The sequence below is a fragment of the Pseudokineococcus basanitobsidens genome (genome assembly GCF_037482545.1).
Lineage (GTDB): Bacteria > Actinomycetota > Actinomycetes > Actinomycetales > Quadrisphaeraceae > Pseudokineococcus > Pseudokineococcus basanitobsidens.
Genome location: NZ_JBBIAA010000026.1, coordinates 1 through 17,753, shown reverse-complemented (window position 1 = coordinate 17,753; position 17,753 = coordinate 1). Strand labels below are relative to the sequence as shown.

The following is a 17,753-nucleotide window of genomic DNA, read 5'->3' as shown; positions in this document are numbered from 1 at the left end:
TCCCCCCCGCCGCCCACCGCGGCGGCTCGGGCAGGGAGTGGCGGGCGACGGCGATGACGGCGGCGGGCACGGCGGCGGACAGGAACATCCACCGCCAGGAGTTCTCCCCCGTCGTCTCGTACAGCACGAAGCCGACCACGGAGGCGACGAGGCCGCCGAAGACCCAGGTGGTCTGCATGAGGGCCGTGAGCCGCCCGAGCTTCCTCGGCGGCGCGAACTCGGCGAGCATCGACGACCCCGTCGGCATGTCCGCGCCGATCGCCACGCCCAGCGCCAGGCGGAGGATCACGAGCTGCCACAGCTCCTGCGCCCCGGCGAGCAGCAGCGTCAGCACGAGGAAGAGCACGACGTCTACGAGGTAGACGCGGCGGCGGCCGAAGCGGTCGCACAGCCGGCCGGCGACCAGCGCTCCGAGCACCATCCCGATGAAGGGCAGCGACGTGAGCAGCCCCGTCTGGGCACTGCTGAGGTCGAACGCCGGGACGATCGTCAGCAGGGCGGCATTGATGATCAGCAGGTCGTAGCCGTCGAGGAAGGCCCCGGCGGCGGACAGGACCGACGCCTTGCGCAGGGTCTTCGGGTCCACGTCCGGTTCCGCGGCGCCGGCCGCGCTCTCGTCTCGCTCCGTCACGAGGCCTCCCCATCGTCCTGCTCATGTGAGCCGCTCAGATGAACGCGCTCACCGTACAGAGGCGGGGGGCGCTGTCAACCGCGGGTCACGGCGCGCGCGGACGGGCGGCGGCGTGCACTCGCCGCCGGTCCGGCGCCCATCCCGGTCAGGACAGGGCGCCGGGACCCGCCAGCAGACCGGCGGCGGCGCTCGTCCTGAGGACGAGGCCGAGCACGCCGAGGACGAGGACGGACAGCACCGCGTCCCCGCGGGTCAGCGGCGACGGCCGCCACGTCGTGCGCGGCGCCAGCCCGAGGCCCCGCTGCTCGAGCGACTGCGCCATCCGCTCGCCCTTGCGGACCGAGACCACGAGCAGCCCGAACACCGTCCCGAGCAGCACGCGCGGCGAGCGGGTCGGCGTCCCGTCGCGGCGCAGCGGCGCCCGGACGGCGTGGGCGGCGCGCAGCACGTCCCACTCGCGCGGCATCTCCTGCAGCATCCGGTAGCCCGCGAGCACGGCGTAGGTCACGCGAGGGTTGAGGTGGGCGTTCTGCTGCAGGCTCGTCATGAGCCGCACCGGGCTCGTCGAGGTGACGAAGCCGATGGCGAGCACGCCGACGAGCAGCGTCCGCAGCGCCAGGGCCGTCCCCACCTCGAGGCCGTCCGCCGTGACGCGCAGCGGCCCCGGCTCGGCGAGCACGGTGCCGGGCCGGCTGAGCGCGTTGACGAGGAGCTGCCCGAGCGCGAAGGCGACGAAGGGCACGTGCGCCACGGCCAGCGCCCGCGGGGATACGCGGGCGCCGACGAGGACACCGCCAAGCGCCAGCAGGTAGAGCACCGCGGGCGTCACCGGGTCCAGCACGAGCAGCACGGCGAGCGAGACCGCGAGCACGAGCGCGAGCTTGACCACCGGGTCGCGGCGGGCGAGCGCCGACGCCCGCGGGTCCTCGGGGGCGAGCAGCGCGCTCACGCCGGGACCGCCGCGGCGGTGTGCACGGGGGCGTCGAGCGCGGCGAGGACGGTGCGGACCCGTCCGCCGTCGAGCCCTTCGGCCAGCAGCCACCGCACGAGCGCGGGCAGCACGAGGCCGCCCCGGCGGAGGGCGCCGGGGTCTCGCAGGACGTCGACGAGCGGCCCGTCCGCCACGACACCGCCCTGCCCGAGGACGACGACGCGGTCGGCCACCGCCGCGACCGTCCGTAGGTCGTGGCTGACGACGACGACCCCGCGGCCGGACGCCGCCGTCCGCCGGAGCGCGCGCACCAGGTCGGCGACGGCGCGCCGGTCCAGCCCGAGCGTCGGCTCGTCGACGAGCAGGCACGGGCGGTCGTGCACGAGCATCGCCGCGACCGACAGCCGGCGGAGCTCGCCGCCGGACAGGCGGTGCGGGTCGGCGTCGGCGAGGTGCTCGAGCCGGTGCTCGACCAGCGCCGCCTCGACCCGGCCGTCGGTCGCGGCCCCCGCGGGCAGCCCGGCGGCGACCTCGGCGCGCACGCTCGTCGCGACGAGCTGGTGCTCGGCGTCCTGGAAGACCATGGCGGGACGCGGCCCGCGCACCTCACCCGCGGCGGGCGCCCGCAGGCCGGCCAGCGTCATCAGCAGCGAGGACTTGCCTGTGCCGTTGGCCCCGAGGACGGCGACGACCTCGCCGGCCCGGACGTCGAGGTCGACGTCGCGCAGCAGCGCCGAGTCCACCGCTGCGCGGGCGTCCTCGTCGCGGGCGCGCCGCATCCACCGTCGGCGTGGTCGCTGCGCGCGGGCGCTGACGGCGAGACCGCGCGCGGTGAGCACCGGCGCGCCGAGCGGCGGTCCCGCCGGGGCGGGCGCCGCCGCCATCACCGCCCGGAGCGCGTCAGCGACGGCGGGCGCGCGCAGCCCGCCACGGTGCCCGGTGAGCGCGGCGAGCTCCACCTCGAGCGGCAGCCAGCACCCGGCGGCGACGAGCCCGGTGGCGAGCTCGTGGAGGACGGTGTCGGTCGGGCCGTCGGCGAGCACGTGCCCGTCGGCGGACAGCGCGACCGTCCGCGCGGGCAGGCCCGCGAGCCCGCGGTCCCCGGCCAGGTCGTCGAGCCGGTGCTCCACGAGGAGCACCGCCGGTTCGCCGTCCTCGCGTGTCCGCCCGCCGAGCGTCACGTCGAGAGCCGAACGCACGGCGGCGACGCCTGCCGGGTCGAGCATCGACGTCGGCTCGTCGAGCACCAGGACGGCCGGCTCCGCCGCCAGGGTCGCCGCGAGCGCCACGCGCTGCACCTCGCCGCCGGAGAGCTCGGCCGTCCGCCGTGCTCGTAGGTGCCCGGCGCCGACGGCCGCGAGCGCCGCGTCCACCCGGGCGTCGATCGCCGCGGCGTCGACGGCGCGGTTCTCCAGCGGCAGCGCCACCTCCTGCTCCACGACGGGCAGGCACACGCTCGAGGCCGGGTCCTGCGCGAGGACCCCGACGTGCCGGGAGCGCTCGACGACGCTCGCCTCCTCCGTCGGGACGCCCGCCACCGTGGCCGTGCCCTCGAGCTCCGCCGAGACGGTGTGCGGCACGACGCCGGACACGACCCGCAGGAGCGTCGACTTGCCCGAGCCCGACGGCCCGACGACGAGCACGTGCTCGCCGGGGGCGACGCGCAGGTGCACGTCCCGCAGCAGGGGCGCGGGCCGGCGGTGGTGCCGGACGGTCACGCCGTCCAGCACCACCGACGCGTCGTCGCTCACGCGCGGGCGGGCGAGCGGCGGTCGCGCCCGATGGCGAAGTCGTCGAGGACGCCGGTGCGGGCCAGCGCCTCCACGACCACCCGGGCCAGCAGCCCGCCGAGCACGACGCCGGAGACGCAGTGGATCACCAGGCGCAGGAGCAGGATGTCCTGCCCGTACCAGCCGAACCGGAAGCCGCTGAAGGCGAAGACGAGCGCCGCGCCGAGCAGCCCGGAGAGGGCGTAGACGTCCCACCCGAAGCGCCGGTAGCGGGTCAGGGCGAAGGGCAGCTCGCTGCCGACGCCCTGCAGCAGCGCGGAGACCAGCAGCACCGGCCCGACGGGCGAGCCGAGGAAGACGACCTCCATGAGCGCGGCGATCACCTCGGCGACCACGCCCGAACCGGGCCGGCGGGTGATCGCGACGGCGATCGGGGCGACGAGCAGCCAGCCGCCCTGCAGGACGTGCTGGGCGAGGTCGCCGGCCGGACCCATGGCGACCTGCAGGCCGATCCAGGCCTGGACGAGCGCCCAGTAGACGAAGCCGAAGACGACGCCGAGGACGACGGCCAGGACGATGTCTCGCAGCTGCCAGCGGCGGCGAGCACGTCGGGCGGCGGGGGCGCTCATCGCGCCGTCCCCGCGCTGGGCGAGCCGACGGAGATGGTCAGGTGGGTGACGACGTGCGGCACGACCTCGCCGACCCCGGCCCACGCGTCGACGGCCGTGGCGACGACGTCCGCGACGTCCCCGCGCAGCATCGTCGCGTAGTGCGCTGCCGACGAGGCCGTCCCGCGCTGCTGGGCAGCGCTGATGGCCTGCTCGATGTGCGCCATGTGCTGGTCGTCCGCCTCTCCGCGACGAGCAGGGGCGGCACCGGAAGTCCCGGCGCCGGCGGCGTCGAGCAGCGGGTACAGGGACCACTGCGCCACGGCCTGGACGCCGGTCGGCTCGACGACGACCGGCTCGACCGACGGCAGCCCGGTGACGGACAGGTCGCAGCTGACCTCGCCGGGGCAGCCGCGGGAGAGCAGCACGTGGGCGACGACGTGCCCACCGTCGCTGCGCCGTGATGCCGCTGCGACGAGGCCGGTGAGGTAACGGGCGATCCGCTGCTCGCCCGGCGCCTGCCGCGCGCCGACGTACGTGCTGACCTCGTCGGTCTCGAGCACGAGGCCCTCGGTGAGGCCGGCGGACTCGACGTCGTCGAGCGCGCCGAGGATGACGTCGACGAAGCGGTCCGTGTGCGGGTGCACGCTGACGCGCGCGCCGATGCCGAGCTCGGTCACCTGGGCGTCCGCGGCGCTCGCGCCGGCGGGCGTCGTGCCGCCCGGCGCCGTCGTGACGCGCGCGGCGTCCTCGGTCGGGTGGGTCTGTGCTGGTCGGGTCTGGGTCATGGCGGTCCCTCCACGGGCCCGCGGGTGGATCGAGACGCAGACGCCTGCGGACGGCGTTGCGTGCCCTGCTGCCTACGCCGGTGCGAACCGGATCAGGTCGAACGGGTCTGCGGACTCTCCGCACTCTCAGCGCTGCTGCGCTCCCCGGGGGTGGGCACGAACCTAGACATGCAGTGTCGCCACTGTCGAGGCCGGAGGCGCTCGCCCGCCGAGGTGGCGAGTGGGCCCGGATCGGGGCGTCGGAGGTTCCGATCATCCGCACAGCACCGGCCCCTGGGCGCGCGGAGCCTGACCCGCCCAGGAGCTGCTCTCCTCATCGTCGGCCTGCCATGCTGCGAGCCGCCTGCGTGAAACGGGCGTCCGATGAGGAGGGCGAGGGCATGGACCTGGCGGGACGCTGCTACGCCCGCGTCTACCGTGTGAACGAGCGCGAGGATGTGCACACGTTCCTGCGGCAGGCCGTCACCCGCAGCGGGGGTCAGGTGCTGCACGCCAGCGACGCCTCCCGGGCGCCGGTCTACCTCGGCGTGCGCACCACCGGCGGGCAGCGGCTGGGCCTCCTGGTCTACCCCTTCCGCATGACACGGGTCCTCACCAGCGGTCGACCCAGCGACGAGGTGCGTGGGCAGATCCGTTACGGCGGCGAGGAGACCTGGCGCAGCGACGACCACGCCGTCGGACGTGACCTGGCCGGCGTGGACATCACCCTGATGGTCGCCGTCGACCTCGAGCGGGGGGTTCTTGTCGGCCTCGACCCTGCCCTGTACGACCCGCTGCCGATGGGCATTTCCATGTACGCCAAGGAATCCCAGCTCGCCGCAGCCGGAGCCAGCAGCTGGCATGTGTGGGAGCGCGAGAACCGCGGCGGGAGCCGCCGGGCTGCCCCTCGCGCGCAGGGCGGCCTGGAGACGCTGGTCGCATTTACTCCCGAGCGATTCCTCGACTACGCACGCTTCGAGCAGACCGCCAGCGACCTCGGCCTGGACGGGCCGCTGCGCTACAGCGCCGCGCAGGACGCCGCTACGACCGTGACCGCGAGCGCGGGTTCGCGGCACCCGCTGGAGCAGGACTTCGACCTCGCCGCATCCGACATCCTCGCGATCATCGCCGATCGCACACGCCTGGAAGTTGCCGTGCGCGGCGGCGTCGCGGAGCACCACCTTCAGCGGGTACTCGACGGTGACATCAAGGTCGCTGCCGCGGACCGGCTCGACCACGACTCCCAGCACGACTTCGATGTCGTCATGGCCGACGGCCGGACCGTCCGGCTCGAGTGTAAGAACGCGAGTCCCGAGGGCTACGCCAACGGCGATCTCAAGGTCGAGGTGCAAAAAACTCGCGCTTCAAAGAAGGACCCCGCAAGCCGTTTCTACCGCGTCGACCAGTTCGACATCGTCGCAGCCTGCCTGTACTCGCCCACCCGGCAGTGGACGTTCCGCTTTAGCCTTACCAGCGTCCTGCCGCGCCACCGCGACTTCGCCGACCGGCTGGCCCCCATGCAGCGCATCGACGCCGCGTGGGCGAGCGACCTGGCAACCGCTCTGCGGCCAGCCGCCGCCTGTGAGGCCGCTGGAGCCGGCGCACCACGCACCCCTCCACGGGCGACGAGCTCGAAGGCGACGGACTTCGAGCCGCCCGCCCGGACACGGCCCTCGATGTCGGACCCTCCTGACACACTCGGTTCATGAGCGCTTCCAGGATCGCGATCTCGCTCTTCTCAGGTGCCGGAGGCCTGGACCTGGGCGCCGAGCAGGCGGGGTACGCCGTTGCCGCGGCGGTCGAGCGGGACCACGACGCGGCGGCGACGATGGAGAAGAACTTCAGCCACCTGCAGGCACCGGTCATCCAGGCCGACATCCTCGACGTCCCCACGACCGACATCCTGGCCGCCGCTGGGCTCAGTCAAGGGCAGCGACCGGACCTGCTAATAGGCGGGCCACCGTGTACCCCGTTCTCCAAGAGCGGGTTCTGGCTGGACTGGAAGCGCGCTGGCCTCGACCCCGACGCCTCCCTGCTGCAGGCGTACACCCGCGTCCTGGCTGAGGCCCGCCCCCGGGCCTTCGTGCTCGAGAACGTCTACGCCTTGACCTACAACAACAAGGCCTCCCGCCCCGCCTATGAGCGGCTGCTGCGCGAGATCGACGCCGCCGGCTACGACTGGCGTGCCAAGGTCATGAACGCTGCCGACCACGGCGTCCCGCAGGCCCGCCCCAGGCTGTTCGTCATCGGCGTCCCCAGGGGGGAGCGGCTGCCCGAGCACCCCGACGCCACCCACGGCGGCACCTGGGAGAGACGCGCCTCCGGTAGCGTCGAACGGCCCCACGTGACCGCAGGAGAGGCGCTCGAGGGCCTGGTGACCGACCCCGAGCCCGAGGAGCAGCTGCGCGGGCAGTACGCCGCCCTGCTTGCCGACGTTCCCCCGGGCGGCAACTACCTGCACTACACCGAGGAGCGCGGCCACGCCGACCCCCTGTTCAAGTGGCGCAGCCGCTACTGGTCCTTCCTGCTCAAGCTCGACCCCGCACGGCCCTCCCCGACGATCCAGGCCCAGCCAGGGCCCAACGTCGGGCCCTTCCATTGGGACAACCGGCGCCTGCGCGTCGCCGAGGCCAAGCGCCTCTTCACCTACCCCGACAGCTTTGAGTTCGTCGGAACTCGCGCCAGCGTCCAGGCCCAGCTCGGCAACTCCGTCCCCCCGCTGCTGGCCCGTCAAGTCATTCAGCAGATCACTGACGCAGCGAGCTGACCCGTGTCCGCGGCATACCCCGCCTGGTCCTACTTCCCCAGAAACACCCGACCGCCGCAGTGGGCCCACCAGCTCGTCGACGCCGTCTCCACCGCGCAGCCAGACCGGACCGGAATGACCAGCGACACCGTCCTCGCGCACCTGGCCGCCGACCTACAGCGGCTCTGCTACACCGTGGAAGCCGGCAAGAGGACCGTCAACAAGAGCCGTCACTCCGTCCTCTTCGAAGGAGACGACGTCCCGACCGTCTCCTACGAGGTCGAAGCCGCCCACGGCGACCCCGGCATCGTCGTCGAGGTTGAAGTCGGCCGGGGCGCACGCGGCAACGCCGCCTACCGCGACATCACCCGCACCAGCCTCATCCTCGACGCCCGCTACCTCGACCTGCTCACGCCCCGGGCCTGCCGCTACAGCAGCGCCGGCAAGGTCACAACCGGTCAGGCCTACCGCGATGCCTCAGCCAGCTCCGCGCCATCTACGCCAGCAGGCGGCTCACCCTCCCCTTCGACGGGGTCCTCCTCGTCGGCTACTGAGGCCGCCGAGCGATATCCCGTGGGGCTGTGCCCGGACTGCTGCTCGGCCGCCGGCGCCCGTGCGTCGCTGCCGAAGGCGTCCCGTGCTCGTCGCCGAGCTGGGAGAGTGGGTCTGTCATGACGACCACCACGACGGCGGACGGGCGTCCCCGAAGCAACGCGCGCACGCCCCGCTCCTACACGCGCACCGGCGCACCAGCGGCGAGCACACCAGGGGTGCGCTCCCGGATGCAGTCACAGAAGGCCCGGGACACGGCACCCGAGCTGGCCGTGCGACGCCTTCTCCACGCCGACGGCCTGCGCTACCGCGTCGATCGCGCGCCCCTGCCCGGACTGCGTCGGCGTGCCGACGTCATCTTCGGCCCGGCCCGCGTCGCGGTCTACATCGACGGCTGCTTCTGGCACGGCTGCCCCGAGCACGGCACCCGCCCGCGAACCAATAGCGACTGGTGGCTCCGCAAGCTCGATGCCAATAGGGCCCGGGACGCCGACACGGACCGACGCTTGACCGAGGCAGGCTGGGCGGTCCTGCGCGCCTGGGAGCACGAGGACCCCCGCTCGGTAGCCGACCGGGTGGGTGCCCTGGTGGCGAGCACGTCACGTCGCCCAACGACGCCACGGAGGGCAGCGTGAGCGTGCTCACCGCCGTTGACCTGTTTGCCGGCGCCGGGGGGCTGACGCTCGGGCTGCAGCAGGCGGGATTCACCGTGCTGGGCGCCATCGAGGTGGACCCGCTGGCGTGCGCGACGTACGCCGACAACCACGACGGCGTGCGCCTTTGGCAGGATGACGTCCGGCATGTGGACGGCGAGCAGCTCATGCGGGGCATCGGCTTGCGGGCGGGGGAGCTGGACCTGCTCGCGGGCTGCCCCCCCTGCCAGGGCTTCTCCACCCTGCGGACCCTCAACGGCCGACAGGCCCCGGCCGAGCCCCGCAACGACCTGGTGCGCGAGTACGGTCGTCTCGTCGCCCAGCTGCGCCCTCGGGCTGTGCTCATGGAGAACGTGCCCGGGCTGGCCAAGGACGAGCGAATGGACGAGCTGGTCGAGCTGCTCGAGGGGCTTGGTTACCCCGCCCGCAGCGGGACCCGCATCATGAACGCCGCCGACTACGGCGTCCCGCAGAGTCGGCGCCGGCTTGTGCTCACCGCCGCGCGCCACGCGGTCCTCGAGCCGGCGGTGCGCACGCCCGCACGCCCGACGGTCCGTCAGGCCATCTCCAGGTTGCCGCCCGCCGGTAGCAGCGGGGACCCGCTGCACGATCTCCCCGAGAGACGGTCAGCCCGCGTGGCCGACCTCATTCGGCAGGTCCCGGTCGACGGCGGCAGCCGCAGCGCCCTGCGCGAGCAACTCAGCTGCCACGCCCGAGTCGACGGCTTCAAGGACGTCTACGGACGGATGTCCTGGGACCGCCCGGCTCCGACCATCACCGGGGGGTGCCACAACCCCTCCAAGGGACGCTTCCTGCACCCCGACCAGCACCGCGCCGTCACGCTCCGCGAGGCAGCCCTCCTGCAGGGCTTCCCACCGCGCTACGCCTTCCGGCTCGGGCGCGGCAAGCTGGCCGCCGCTCTCATGATCGGCAACGCCATTCCACCCGCTTTTGTCGCCGCGCACGCCCTCCCGATCGCAGCTGCCCTGCGGTCGAGCCACGCCGCGGGCACCCCCACGCCTAGCCTCGACGGATGAGCACGCCCAGTGCCGCCCAGCCGCGCGACTTCCACATCACCGTGCTCGGCCGGACCCTCGAGCACCTCGGTACCCAGATGTATAAGCGGCGCGATGTCGCCATAGCCGAGCTGGTCGCCAACTGCTGGGACGCCGGCGCGACGCAGGTCGCCATCACCGTCCCCATGCCACAGCAGTACGACCCGGCGACCAGCGCGATGACTGTCACCGACGACGGCAGCGGCATGACCGCAGACCAGGTCGACGACGACTACCTCGTCATCGGACGCAACCGCCGGGCCGCGGGCCAGAGCCCGCCGTCGGGACGCAAGGTGATGGGACGTAAGGGGGTCGGCAAGCTCGCCGGCTTCGGGCTGGCCCGCAAGATGCAGCTCACCACCTGGCGGGGAGGTACTGCTACCACCTTCGAGCTCGACGGCGCCGCACTCAAGGCCGACCGCGGCACGGCTGAGCAGCTCACCGTCCCCGGCACCGTTGAGGCCGTGGCCCCGGACGTCCCCCACCCGAGTGGCACGACCGTGACCATGCGGACCCTCAAGCACAAGACTCCCGTCGACATCGACGGGCTGCACCGCGCCCTCGCCCGCCGGTTCAGCCGCACGGTCCTCGGGAGCATGGCCGTCACCGTCAACGGGGAGCCGCTGCGCGAGCCCGTGCTAGATCTACAGTCCCGGGAGCCGGCCGAGGGCGCTACCACCGAGGACATCGGCGGTGGCCGGACGGTCACCTGGTGGGCAGGCTTCAGCAGCAAGGTGCTGCCGCCGGAGCTGCAGGGCTTCACCGTTCTCGTGCACGACAAGACCGCGCAGGCCCCGCCCTACTTCTTCGGCGTCGAGGGCACCGCCAGCGGTCAGCACGGGACCAAGTATCTCACCGGGGTTATTGAGGCGGACTACCTGGACGACGGCACGGACGACGACAGCGACCGCATCTCCACCGACCGCCAGGAGATCGACTGGGACGACGAGGACGCCGCAGCGCTGAAGACCTGGGGTGACCGGCTGACCCGCCGCCTGCTGCGCAGCCGTGTCGAGAAGCGGGAGCAGGACGCGGAGAGGCAAGTCGACGACGACCCGGCCCTCAAGGAGCGCATCGGGGCCCTCGATCCGACCTCGGCCGCCCAGGTCCGCCGTTTCGTGCGGGCGCTCGGGGCCGCAGATACCGCGGACGAGCGGGTCCGGCCGCTCGCCGACACCATCATCCGGGCCTACGAGTACCGGCAGTTCCACGATTTCATCGAGGAGCTCGACGACGCGGCCGAGAACCCCGAGCAGCTCGAACTCGCGCTGACGTACCTGCGCGGCTGGAAGGTCCTGGAGAGCCGGGCGATACTCGAGGTCGTGAAGGGCCGCCTCGACATCGTCGACAAGTTCCACTCGATGATTGTCAACGACAGCGCAGAGACCGCCCCCGCCAGGGGGAGTGAGAACCTGCATGACCTCATCGCCGACTACCCGTGGCTCATCAACCCCGATTGGCAGGTCCTCGCCGAGGAGAAAACGCTCACCAAGCAGCTGCGGGAGTGGGGAGCACGCGACACCGCCCCCGAGGACCGCTCCCGCTACGACTTCCTCGCGCTCGAGGGCGGCGGCGACACAGTCGTCATCGAGATCAAGCGTGCCGGGCATCCCGTCGAACTCAAGGACCTGCAGCAGATCGAGCGGTACGTCGATCGCCTCGGCCAAGCACGCGACACAACCCGCGGCGCATTCATCACGAGCGAGCGATACGCGTTGTCCTCTCGCACCCTCGACGACTGGATGAACCGCGACAACATTGAGCTTCTAACCTGGGCGCAGCTACATGAACGCACCCGCGCTTACTATCAGCACTACCGCGCCGTGCTCGAAGGTGACATCGACGACCCGCACTTTGATCGCAAGCGGCGCGAAGTGGCGCGGACCCGGAGCGTCCTCACCGGTGGGGCGTACCGTACAATTGGTATGCGGGCACAGGGGCTTGGCCCCCAGGACATTGCCCCCGCGTAGTGACTCTTGCAGACGTGCCCATGCCTCGCGACGTCTACGACTGGACGCCGCGGCGCCCGGCGGTCACGACGACGACCGTCGACGCGATGGCCAGGGCCGGCGTCCAGACGCTGTACCTGCAGAGCTCGCGCCCCGGCACGGCGACGCTGATCGACCCGCCGCGGCTGCGCGCGCTCGTCGACCGAGCGCACCGCCGGGGCATGAAGGTCGTGCTCTGGTACCTGCCCACGCACACCGACGAGGAGCGCGACGCTCGGCACCTGCGCGCGGCGGCCGGCGAGCGCGTCGACGGCATCGGCATCGACATCGAGGCGACCGACGTGCGCGCGGTCACCGAGCGCAACCGTCGCGCGGTGCGCCTGGTCGCACGGCTGAACCAGGTGACGTCGAAGCCGCTGGTCGCCATCACGCCGAGCCCGACAGGACTGGCGCAGTACGCACCGAAGGACTGGTGGCCGGACTACCCGTTCGCGGCGCTGCGCCCGCACGTCGACGCCGTCGCGACGATGACGTACTGGTCCTACCGCACGGGGAAGGTCGAGGCGGGCGCCTACGCCGCGAGTGACGTGCGGCTGGCCCGTGAGGCGGCCCGCGACCCCCGGCTGCCCGTGCACGTCATCGGGTCGCCGACCACCACCGCGGACGTCCGGTCGATGGGCCGCGCCGTCCGCTCGACCGGTGCTGCCGGCGGGTCCCTCTACGACTGGGTCTCGACGCCGTCCGGGCTGCGCGCACCGCTGCGGGACCTGCGCCGGTAGGCATGACGGGCGTCCCCGGCCGTCGAGCGGACCTCGCCACGGCGACCGTCGTCAGCCCCTCACCGCGGCAGACCACCCTGCGGCTGGTGCTGTCGACGCTCGCCGGCGTCGGCGGGGGGCTGGCCGTCGGCGCGCCACTCGGCCGCTGGGCGACGGTGGCAGGCCGAGGGCCGGGCTTCCTGTCCGGCCTCTGCGAGCTGGTGCTCGCCGTCGTGGTGAGCGTCCTCGTCGGGGTCGCCGTCGCCGTCCTCACGCTGCGGGCCGCCAGCCGGACCGACCCGGCGCGCCGCCGGCTCGTCCTCGCGTACGGCTTGAGCTTCCTCGGCCTGCTCCTGTCGGTCGCCGTCGCGGCGGCGCCCTTCTTCCTGCCCCTGCTCGTCGTCGTCCCGCTCGTGGTAGTCCGGCGGCTGCGCGCGCGGTGGCTCGTCGTCACGCTGGGCCTGATCGGGACGGGCGTCGGGGTCCTGGCGGTGGGGTTCCATCTCGACCAGCAGCGGCAGGACGCCCGCGCGCTCGAGGCCTACTTCGGTCCGCTGCTCACCTTCACGCCGCCCGCGCCGTTCGTGCTCGACGACCTGACCCCACCGAGTGTCTCGTACCGGGTCTGATGGAGGCTCTCATCGCACGGGAGGATGAGAGTCATGGCAGCACCGAGGAAGTACCCGGACGAGCTCCGGGAGCGGGCGGTCCGGTTGGCGGTGGACGCCCGCAAGGACCCGGCGACGAGGCCGGGCGCGTTGGCCCGGGTCGCGGGTCAGCTCGGCATCAATCCTGAGACGTTGCGGAACTGGGTCACCCAGGCCGAGATCGACGGCCGCACCCGTCCGGGGACGACGACCGACGAGGCCAAGCGGATCGCCGAGCTCGAACGAGAAAACCGTGAGCTGCGGCGGGCGAACGACATCTTGAAGACGGCGTCGGCGTTTTTCGCCCAGGCGGAGCTCGACCGCCGACTGAAGTAGTCGTCGAGTACATCGACGCGCACAAGGACCGCTTCGGGGTCGAGCCGATCTGCACGGTGCTGCAGGTCGCCCCGAGCACCTACTACGCCGCCAAGACCAGACCCCCGTCCGCACGGTCGGTCACCGACGCCGCGACCACCGAGGTGATCAAGGCCGTACACGAGGACAACTACGGGGTCTACGGGCCCCGCAAGGTGCACGCCGAGATGGTCCGCCGCGGGCACCGGGTCGCGCGGTGCACCGTCGAGCGCCTGATGGCCGCGACGGGGCTGCGGGGCCTGTCCCGGGCCAAGGGCCCGCGCACCACCGTGCCCGGGACGGGCCCGGACACCCGCCCGGACCTGGTGCAGCGCAAGTTCAGGGCCACTGGCCCGGACCAGCTGTGGGTCGCCGACATCACCTACTGCCGGACCTTCGCCGGGTGGGTGTACGCCGCGTTCGTCGTCGACGTGTTCTCCCGCCGCGTGGTCGGGTGGCAGCTGTCGACATCGCTGCTGTAGGAAACTGCTGAAGTTGTCGTAGGTGCCGCCGGCTGACCTGCGGCGTCTCACGGTCGTCTCAGCGCCGGCGTCTCACGATCGTGTCGCGATCCTCAGCCGGGCCCCCGGCCCCGACCTCAACGCGAGGCGTCCGTCGGGGCGGGGGAGAGGCCAGCACCGCTTGGCCGCAGCGTCGAGGCGTCCCACATGACGCACCTGCTCGGGATTCTCATCCGGACAGGTCTGCTGGCGACGTCATTGCGAGGCCGCGCCTCGCCGCCCCTGTGACCTGCGCCGTCGCCGGTTGGGGGTCGGCTAACGGCGACATCGCAGACGTGTCATCACCCTTAAGCGCAGCAGTGCTTAGGGTGGCGGTCGTGGTGCTCGCGGCGGTCGCTTTCGATCTCGACGGGACCCTGTTCGATCACCAGGCCGCCGCCCGGCAAGGGTTGCGGGCTTGGGCGACGGACCTCGGCGCCACCTGGGACGAGGAGCTGGCCACCGCCTGGACGACCGCGGAGGCCCGCCACTTCACCGCCTGGCGCGACGGCCACATCAGCTTCGCCGAGCAGCGCCGCCGCCGGCTGCGCGATGTGCTGCCACTGATCGGCCACCCGGTCGGTGACGACGAAGAGCTGGACGCCGTCTTCGAGGGCTATCTGGCCGCCTACCAGCGGGCCTGGTGCGGCTACCCGGACGTCAACCCCGCCTTGGAACAGCTGCAGCAAGCCGGGTTGGCCACGGCGGTGCTGACCAACGGCAACACCGCCCAGCAGAAGGACAAGCTGGCTCACATCGGTCTGCTCGGGCGCGTCGGTCCGGTACTGACCTCTGAGGCGCTGGGAGTGGCTAAGCCCGCCCCGGGCGCCTTCCATGCCCTCTGCGACCACCTCAGCCTGCCAGGGAGGGTGACGCCACAGCAGGTCCTCTACGTCGGTGACGACCATGCCGTCGACGTAGTGGGAGCTGCTACTGCTGGCCTGCACGTCGTCCACCTAGACCGCGTCAGCGCGGGAACGCCATCTGGAGCGAGCCGCATCGAGACTCTGGCCGACCTCGCCGCGGTGGCGGAGGCCCTGTAACAAGCTGACGCACCGGGTACTGGCCATGTCGGAGCGCTCGATCCCGTCACCTGTGACGATGTCGCCATGACGACACAGCCCGGGTCCGCGGCTACGGATGGGTGGGTTCGCCTGGCACTGGACGTTCCGGGGTTCCGAGCCGAGAACTTCGCGCCGGTGATCCAGCGCTGTCAGCACGCCGGCGTCGAGATCACGTCGTTGGCCGACCTGGGAGACAACCCGCAGAACCGCCGGGCCCTCTACGAGCTGAACCGGCAGTGCTCGGCCGACATCCCAGGGCGTGGGCCCTTCTATTCCTTCGACGAGTACGTGCAGGAGCGACTGGACGTGCCCTCGTTCACCCCAGCGGGTGTCGTCGTGGCCTTGAAAGGTGGCGCTTGGGTGGGCATGTCCGCGACCTCAGACCACCGTGAGGCCGGGTACATGTTCAACGAGATGACTGGGGTGACCGCAGACGAGAGGCGCACCGGCCTCGCCCTGGCCATGAAGGTCACCGGGATCGCTTGGGTGCGCAGCTGCGGCGTGGACACCATCCGGACCGTCCACCACGCGGGCAATCATCGCGCCATCGCGATGAACCGGCGCCTCGGCTATCGCGACGCGGACTGGGATCCGTCCTGACGTCACCAGACGACGCCAACGACCACCCCACCGTCAGAGGGCTTCCCGGTTGTCGATCGGCTGCGGGTCGGCCTAGCAACGGTCGGCGACTGCCACGACCTCCCGGGCGGCCAGAGGGATAGTGGCGACATGCGGCGACGGCGCGTCTTGGGAGGCAGTGCGGCGGTGCTGATGGCCGTCGTCGTGGCGGCCGGGTGCGGACCGAGCGTCTGCTCAGCCATCGGCTATGTCCCGACGCTCATGGTCGAGGCCGGGGCGAGCCCTGAGGTGGTCGACGTGGAGGTGTGCGTAGCCGAGACGTGCGCCTCTTCCATCGCGCCGGAGCCGGGTAGCTCCTCGACGGGCCTTGGTACGGCTCCCTCATGGGGGCCGGTCACGCAGTTGTCCGAGTCTTCGTGGTCCTTTCCGGTCCTCGACGAGCGGCCAGACGAGGTGCGCGTGCGGTCTCTAACCGAGGGTGGAGAGGTCTTGGCGGAGACGTCAGTCGCGCTGGCATGGGAGCGGGTCGGTGGCACCGAGGACTGCGGCGGACCGTCTGAGGCCGTCGTCACCGCTCCGACGCGATGAGCTCCTCCTGACCAGCCGCCGGCGACAGACGTTCTACTCAACTCCGCGAGGTCGGCGGCGTTCCCAGCAGCCGATCCGCCGTGGAGCTGCTCGGCGCCGCAAGAACGTCGCGGCTAAGGGCGCGCGGACCACACGTAGGGTCACCGCCATGGCCATGCCAGGGCACGCAACGGTCGGGCAGGACGGCTGGCTCGGTCTGTGGAATGCCCGCGACCTCGGCGGTACCCCGGCCAGAGACGGGCGGGCCGTGCGTGAAGGCGCACTGGTGCGCTCCGAAGCGCCGGTCCGGACCTTCGTCGCGGACGCCCAGCAGCTGTACCGGCGGCTGACGATGCTCGTGCGGGACGGCGTCGTGGAGCATGTCTTCTACCCCGTCTTCCCGCCCGACCAGCACGCGCAGCAGGTCCTGCACCACCTGCGACGCCATGGAGGAGCCGACGCGACGGCCGGACCTGCGGTCACCCGTCCCAGCTGACGATCGTCCGCGGACAGGCGCGTTCTGGCTCTAAGCGGCAGCCGTCCTCACGGCGCGTTGCTGGCCAGGGGCGTCACGCAGCGGTGTCGCTCCGCGCGCAGCCAGCTCGCGGTCTCGCGCCACGGCGCGAAGGCCTCGTCACGCTCCTGCACCTCGCGGCGGACTTCCGCCGGCAGAGCACGGGCGAGAGGCAGCGGGATGGCGTGGACACCGTCGACCTCGTTCAGCAAGCCCGACGTCGAGCGCTGGGTCCCGTGGGCGTTGACGACCACGCCGGGGGTGAGCCAGTCCCACGCCCAGGACGAGGGAGCCGAGCAGCCCGGAGGGTGTCGTAGCTCATCGTCCCGTCGGCTTCCCTCATGGCCCAGGTGCAGCTCGGTGCGGTCCCATAACGACCGGACTCAAGCGCTGTAACCCACTGCTCGAACTGCTCGCTGGTCAGCCCCTTGGCTTCCATCTCCGCCACCTCCAGCACTCAGTGTCGCTACGGCGAGCAGTGACCCTGCGCCGAAGCGCCGTGGAGCACCCGATCACCGGACGCTGACCTTCGCCTGGCACCGGTGACCGGCTGAGGATCGTCTGTAAGAACCGGCATCTCGCCGTCAGTCGGCTGCCGAGGCGGTGCGCGCGTCGGGCAGGACGGCGACCGCCTCGATCTCGACGAGCTGGTCGGGCCAGCCCAGGACGCTAACCCCGAGCAGGGTGCTGGGCGCGTCGTGGTCGGCGAAGGAGCGGCTCACGACCTCCCAGGCCGTGGTGAGGTCGTCGCGCTGCTGGGTGGCGACGTAGACGGTGGACTTGATGACGCTGGTGAGGTTGGCGCCCGCCTCGTGCAGGGTGGCGTGCAGGTTGGCCATGACCTGCTCGGTCTGGGCGGCGATGTCGCCGGGGGCGACGACGCGACCGGAGCTGTGAAGTGTAATCACTTTGGTGGACACGGAAAGGCTATGCCGCGAGGCCGACGATCTGGTTGATGTCCCGGTAGCCTAGGTCGTACTCCCGGGGTGTCAAGTACCCGAGGGTGGAGTGCCGCCGCTTAGTGTTGTAGTAGCCCTCGATCCAGCTGAAGGTCTCTTTGCGGAGGGTGTTCAGGTCGGGCCAGGGCCGGGTGTGGACGAGTTCTTTCTTGTAGGTCGCGAAGAAGGACTCCGCGACGGCGTTGTCCC

At 72.1% G+C, this 17,753-nt stretch carries 21 protein-coding genes and 1 other annotated feature; of the genes, 13 read left to right on the top strand and 8 right to left on the bottom strand.

What is annotated here, in order from left to right; translation table 11 throughout:
• From WDZ17_RS14855 to WDZ17_RS14835, 5 genes are all read right to left on the bottom strand, one after another.
• Positions 1-631: MFS transporter (locus WDZ17_RS14855; RefSeq protein WP_339575955.1), on the bottom strand; the 631-nt coding region annotated here is incomplete at its 3' end.
• Positions 632-776: 145 nt separating this feature from the next.
• Positions 777-1,580, bottom strand: a complete 804-nt coding sequence (locus WDZ17_RS14850; protein ID WP_339575954.1) for an energy-coupling factor transporter transmembrane component T family protein — start codon at positions 1,578-1,580, stop codon at positions 777-779.
• A complete protein-coding gene (locus WDZ17_RS14845) occupies positions 1,577-3,313 on the bottom strand; it encodes an ABC transporter ATP-binding protein (protein ID WP_339575953.1) in 1,737 nt (578 codons plus the stop codon). The genes WDZ17_RS14850 and WDZ17_RS14845 overlap by 4 nt, the downstream gene beginning before the upstream one ends.
• The gene (locus WDZ17_RS14840) at positions 3,310-3,921 is read right to left on the bottom strand and encodes an ECF transporter S component (protein WP_339575952.1); all 612 of its coding nucleotides are present in this window, start codon (positions 3,919-3,921) and stop codon (positions 3,310-3,312) included. The genes WDZ17_RS14845 and WDZ17_RS14840 overlap by 4 nt, the downstream gene beginning before the upstream one ends.
• Complete coding sequence (locus WDZ17_RS14835) at positions 3,918-4,688, bottom strand: YkoF family thiamine/hydroxymethylpyrimidine-binding protein (protein WP_339575951.1); 771 nt, start codon at positions 4,686-4,688, stop codon at positions 3,918-3,920. The genes WDZ17_RS14840 and WDZ17_RS14835 overlap by 4 nt, the downstream gene beginning before the upstream one ends.
• Positions 4,689-5,017: 329 nt before the next feature.
• Here WDZ17_RS14835 and WDZ17_RS14830 point away from each other — a divergent pair, with 329 nt between their 5' ends.
• The 13 genes from WDZ17_RS14830 to WDZ17_RS14770 all read left to right on the top strand — a co-directional run bounded on the left by WDZ17_RS14830 (position 5,018) and on the right by WDZ17_RS14770 (position 16,587).
• Positions 5,018-6,376 carry a hypothetical protein gene (locus WDZ17_RS14830; protein WP_339575950.1) on the top strand — a complete coding sequence of 453 codons (1,359 nt, stop codon included), beginning with the start codon at positions 5,018-5,020 and terminating at the stop codon, positions 6,374-6,376.
• Positions 6,373-7,434: a DNA cytosine methyltransferase gene (locus tag WDZ17_RS14825; RefSeq protein ID WP_339575949.1), complete on the top strand. Its 1,062-nt coding sequence runs from the start codon at positions 6,373-6,375 to the stop codon at positions 7,432-7,434. The genes WDZ17_RS14830 and WDZ17_RS14825 overlap by 4 nt, the downstream gene beginning before the upstream one ends.
• 3 nt (positions 7,435-7,437) lie before the next feature.
• The gene (locus tag WDZ17_RS14820) at positions 7,438-8,088 is read left to right on the top strand and encodes a hypothetical protein (protein WP_339575948.1); all 651 of its coding nucleotides are present in this window, start codon (positions 7,438-7,440) and stop codon (positions 8,086-8,088) included.
• Positions 8,085-8,600 (top strand): very short patch repair endonuclease, encoded by a 516-nt coding sequence (locus WDZ17_RS14815; protein ID WP_339575947.1) that lies wholly within the window; start codon positions 8,085-8,087, stop codon positions 8,598-8,600. Before WDZ17_RS14820 ends, WDZ17_RS14815 begins: the two co-directional genes overlap by 4 nt.
• Positions 8,597-9,655 (top strand): DNA cytosine methyltransferase, encoded by a 1,059-nt coding sequence (locus WDZ17_RS14810; RefSeq protein WP_339575946.1) that lies wholly within the window; start codon positions 8,597-8,599, stop codon positions 9,653-9,655. Before WDZ17_RS14815 ends, WDZ17_RS14810 begins: the two co-directional genes overlap by 4 nt.
• Positions 9,652-11,643 (top strand): ATP-binding protein, encoded by a 1,992-nt coding sequence (locus WDZ17_RS14805; RefSeq protein WP_339575945.1) that lies wholly within the window; start codon positions 9,652-9,654, stop codon positions 11,641-11,643. The genes WDZ17_RS14810 and WDZ17_RS14805 overlap by 4 nt, the downstream gene beginning before the upstream one ends.
• Positions 11,644-11,657: 14 nt before the next feature.
• On the top strand, positions 11,658-12,401 hold the full coding sequence (locus tag WDZ17_RS14800) for a hypothetical protein (protein ID WP_339575944.1): 744 nt from the start codon (positions 11,658-11,660) through the stop codon (positions 12,399-12,401).
• 2 nt (positions 12,402-12,403) lie between these two features.
• Positions 12,404-13,009 carry a hypothetical protein gene (locus WDZ17_RS14795; RefSeq protein ID WP_339575943.1) on the top strand — a complete coding sequence of 202 codons (606 nt, stop codon included), beginning with the start codon at positions 12,404-12,406 and terminating at the stop codon, positions 13,007-13,009.
• A gap of 33 nt (positions 13,010-13,042) precedes the next feature.
• Positions 13,043-13,363 (top strand): transposase, encoded by a 321-nt coding sequence (locus tag WDZ17_RS14790; RefSeq protein WP_339575942.1) that lies wholly within the window; start codon positions 13,043-13,045, stop codon positions 13,361-13,363.
• Positions 13,321-13,437 (top strand) — a sequence feature (AL1L pseudoknot). (Overlaps the previous gene by 43 nt.)
• A complete protein-coding gene (locus WDZ17_RS14785) occupies positions 13,375-13,863 on the top strand; it encodes an IS3 family transposase (RefSeq protein WP_339575978.1) in 489 nt (162 codons plus the stop codon). Its footprint overlaps the feature before it by 63 nt.
• Before the next feature lie 356 nt (positions 13,864-14,219).
• Positions 14,220-14,924, top strand: a complete 705-nt coding sequence (locus WDZ17_RS14780; RefSeq protein WP_339575941.1) for an HAD family hydrolase — start codon at positions 14,220-14,222, stop codon at positions 14,922-14,924.
• 66 nt (positions 14,925-14,990) lie between these two features.
• Positions 14,991-15,545 (top strand): GNAT family N-acetyltransferase, encoded by a 555-nt coding sequence (locus WDZ17_RS14775; RefSeq protein WP_339575940.1) that lies wholly within the window; start codon positions 14,991-14,993, stop codon positions 15,543-15,545.
• Positions 15,546-16,260: 715 nt separating this feature from the next.
• A complete protein-coding gene (locus tag WDZ17_RS14770) occupies positions 16,261-16,587 on the top strand; it encodes a tyrosine-protein phosphatase (protein WP_339575939.1) in 327 nt (108 codons plus the stop codon).
• Between the two features lie 47 nt (positions 16,588-16,634).
• Here the strand turns inward: WDZ17_RS14770 and WDZ17_RS14765 are convergent, their stop codons facing one another.
• The 3 genes from WDZ17_RS14765 to WDZ17_RS14755 all read right to left on the bottom strand — a co-directional run.
• Positions 16,635-16,859, bottom strand: coding sequence for a hypothetical protein (locus WDZ17_RS14765; RefSeq protein ID WP_339575938.1), 225 nt, complete (start codon positions 16,857-16,859; stop codon positions 16,635-16,637).
• Positions 16,860-17,189: 330 nt separating this feature from the next.
• Complete coding sequence (locus WDZ17_RS14760; RefSeq protein ID WP_339575937.1) at positions 17,190-17,525, bottom strand: RidA family protein; 336 nt, start codon at positions 17,523-17,525, stop codon at positions 17,190-17,192.
• 7 nt (positions 17,526-17,532) lie between these two features.
• Positions 17,533-17,753: integrase core domain-containing protein (locus tag WDZ17_RS14755; protein WP_339575936.1), on the bottom strand; the 221-nt coding region annotated here is incomplete at its 5' end.

Excerpts from the sequence above, each read along its gene's own strand:
- WDZ17_RS14840 (WP_339575952.1), bottom strand. The coding sequence starts at position 3,921 with ATGAGCGCCCCCGCCGCCCGACGTGCTCGCCGCCGCTGGCAGCTGCGA.
- WDZ17_RS14835 (WP_339575951.1), bottom strand. The coding sequence starts at position 4,688 with ATGACCCAGACCCGACCAGCACAGACCCACCCGACCGAGGACGCCGCG.
- WDZ17_RS14830 (WP_339575950.1), top strand. The coding sequence starts at position 5,018 with ATGCTGCGAGCCGCCTGCGTGAAACGGGCGTCCGATGAGGAGGGCGAG.
- WDZ17_RS14825 (WP_339575949.1), top strand. The coding sequence starts at position 6,373 with ATGAGCGCTTCCAGGATCGCGATCTCGCTCTTCTCAGGTGCCGGAGGC.
- WDZ17_RS14815 (WP_339575947.1), top strand. The coding sequence starts at position 8,085 with ATGACGACCACCACGACGGCGGACGGGCGTCCCCGAAGCAACGCGCGC.
- WDZ17_RS14805 (WP_339575945.1), top strand. The coding sequence starts at position 9,652 with ATGAGCACGCCCAGTGCCGCCCAGCCGCGCGACTTCCACATCACCGTG.
- WDZ17_RS14795 (WP_339575943.1), top strand. The coding sequence starts at position 12,404 with ATGACGGGCGTCCCCGGCCGTCGAGCGGACCTCGCCACGGCGACCGTC.
- WDZ17_RS14790 (WP_339575942.1), top strand. The coding sequence starts at position 13,043 with ATGGCAGCACCGAGGAAGTACCCGGACGAGCTCCGGGAGCGGGCGGTC.
- WDZ17_RS14775 (WP_339575940.1), top strand. The coding sequence starts at position 14,991 with ATGACGACACAGCCCGGGTCCGCGGCTACGGATGGGTGGGTTCGCCTG.
- WDZ17_RS14770 (WP_339575939.1), top strand. The coding sequence starts at position 16,261 with ATGGCCATGCCAGGGCACGCAACGGTCGGGCAGGACGGCTGGCTCGGT.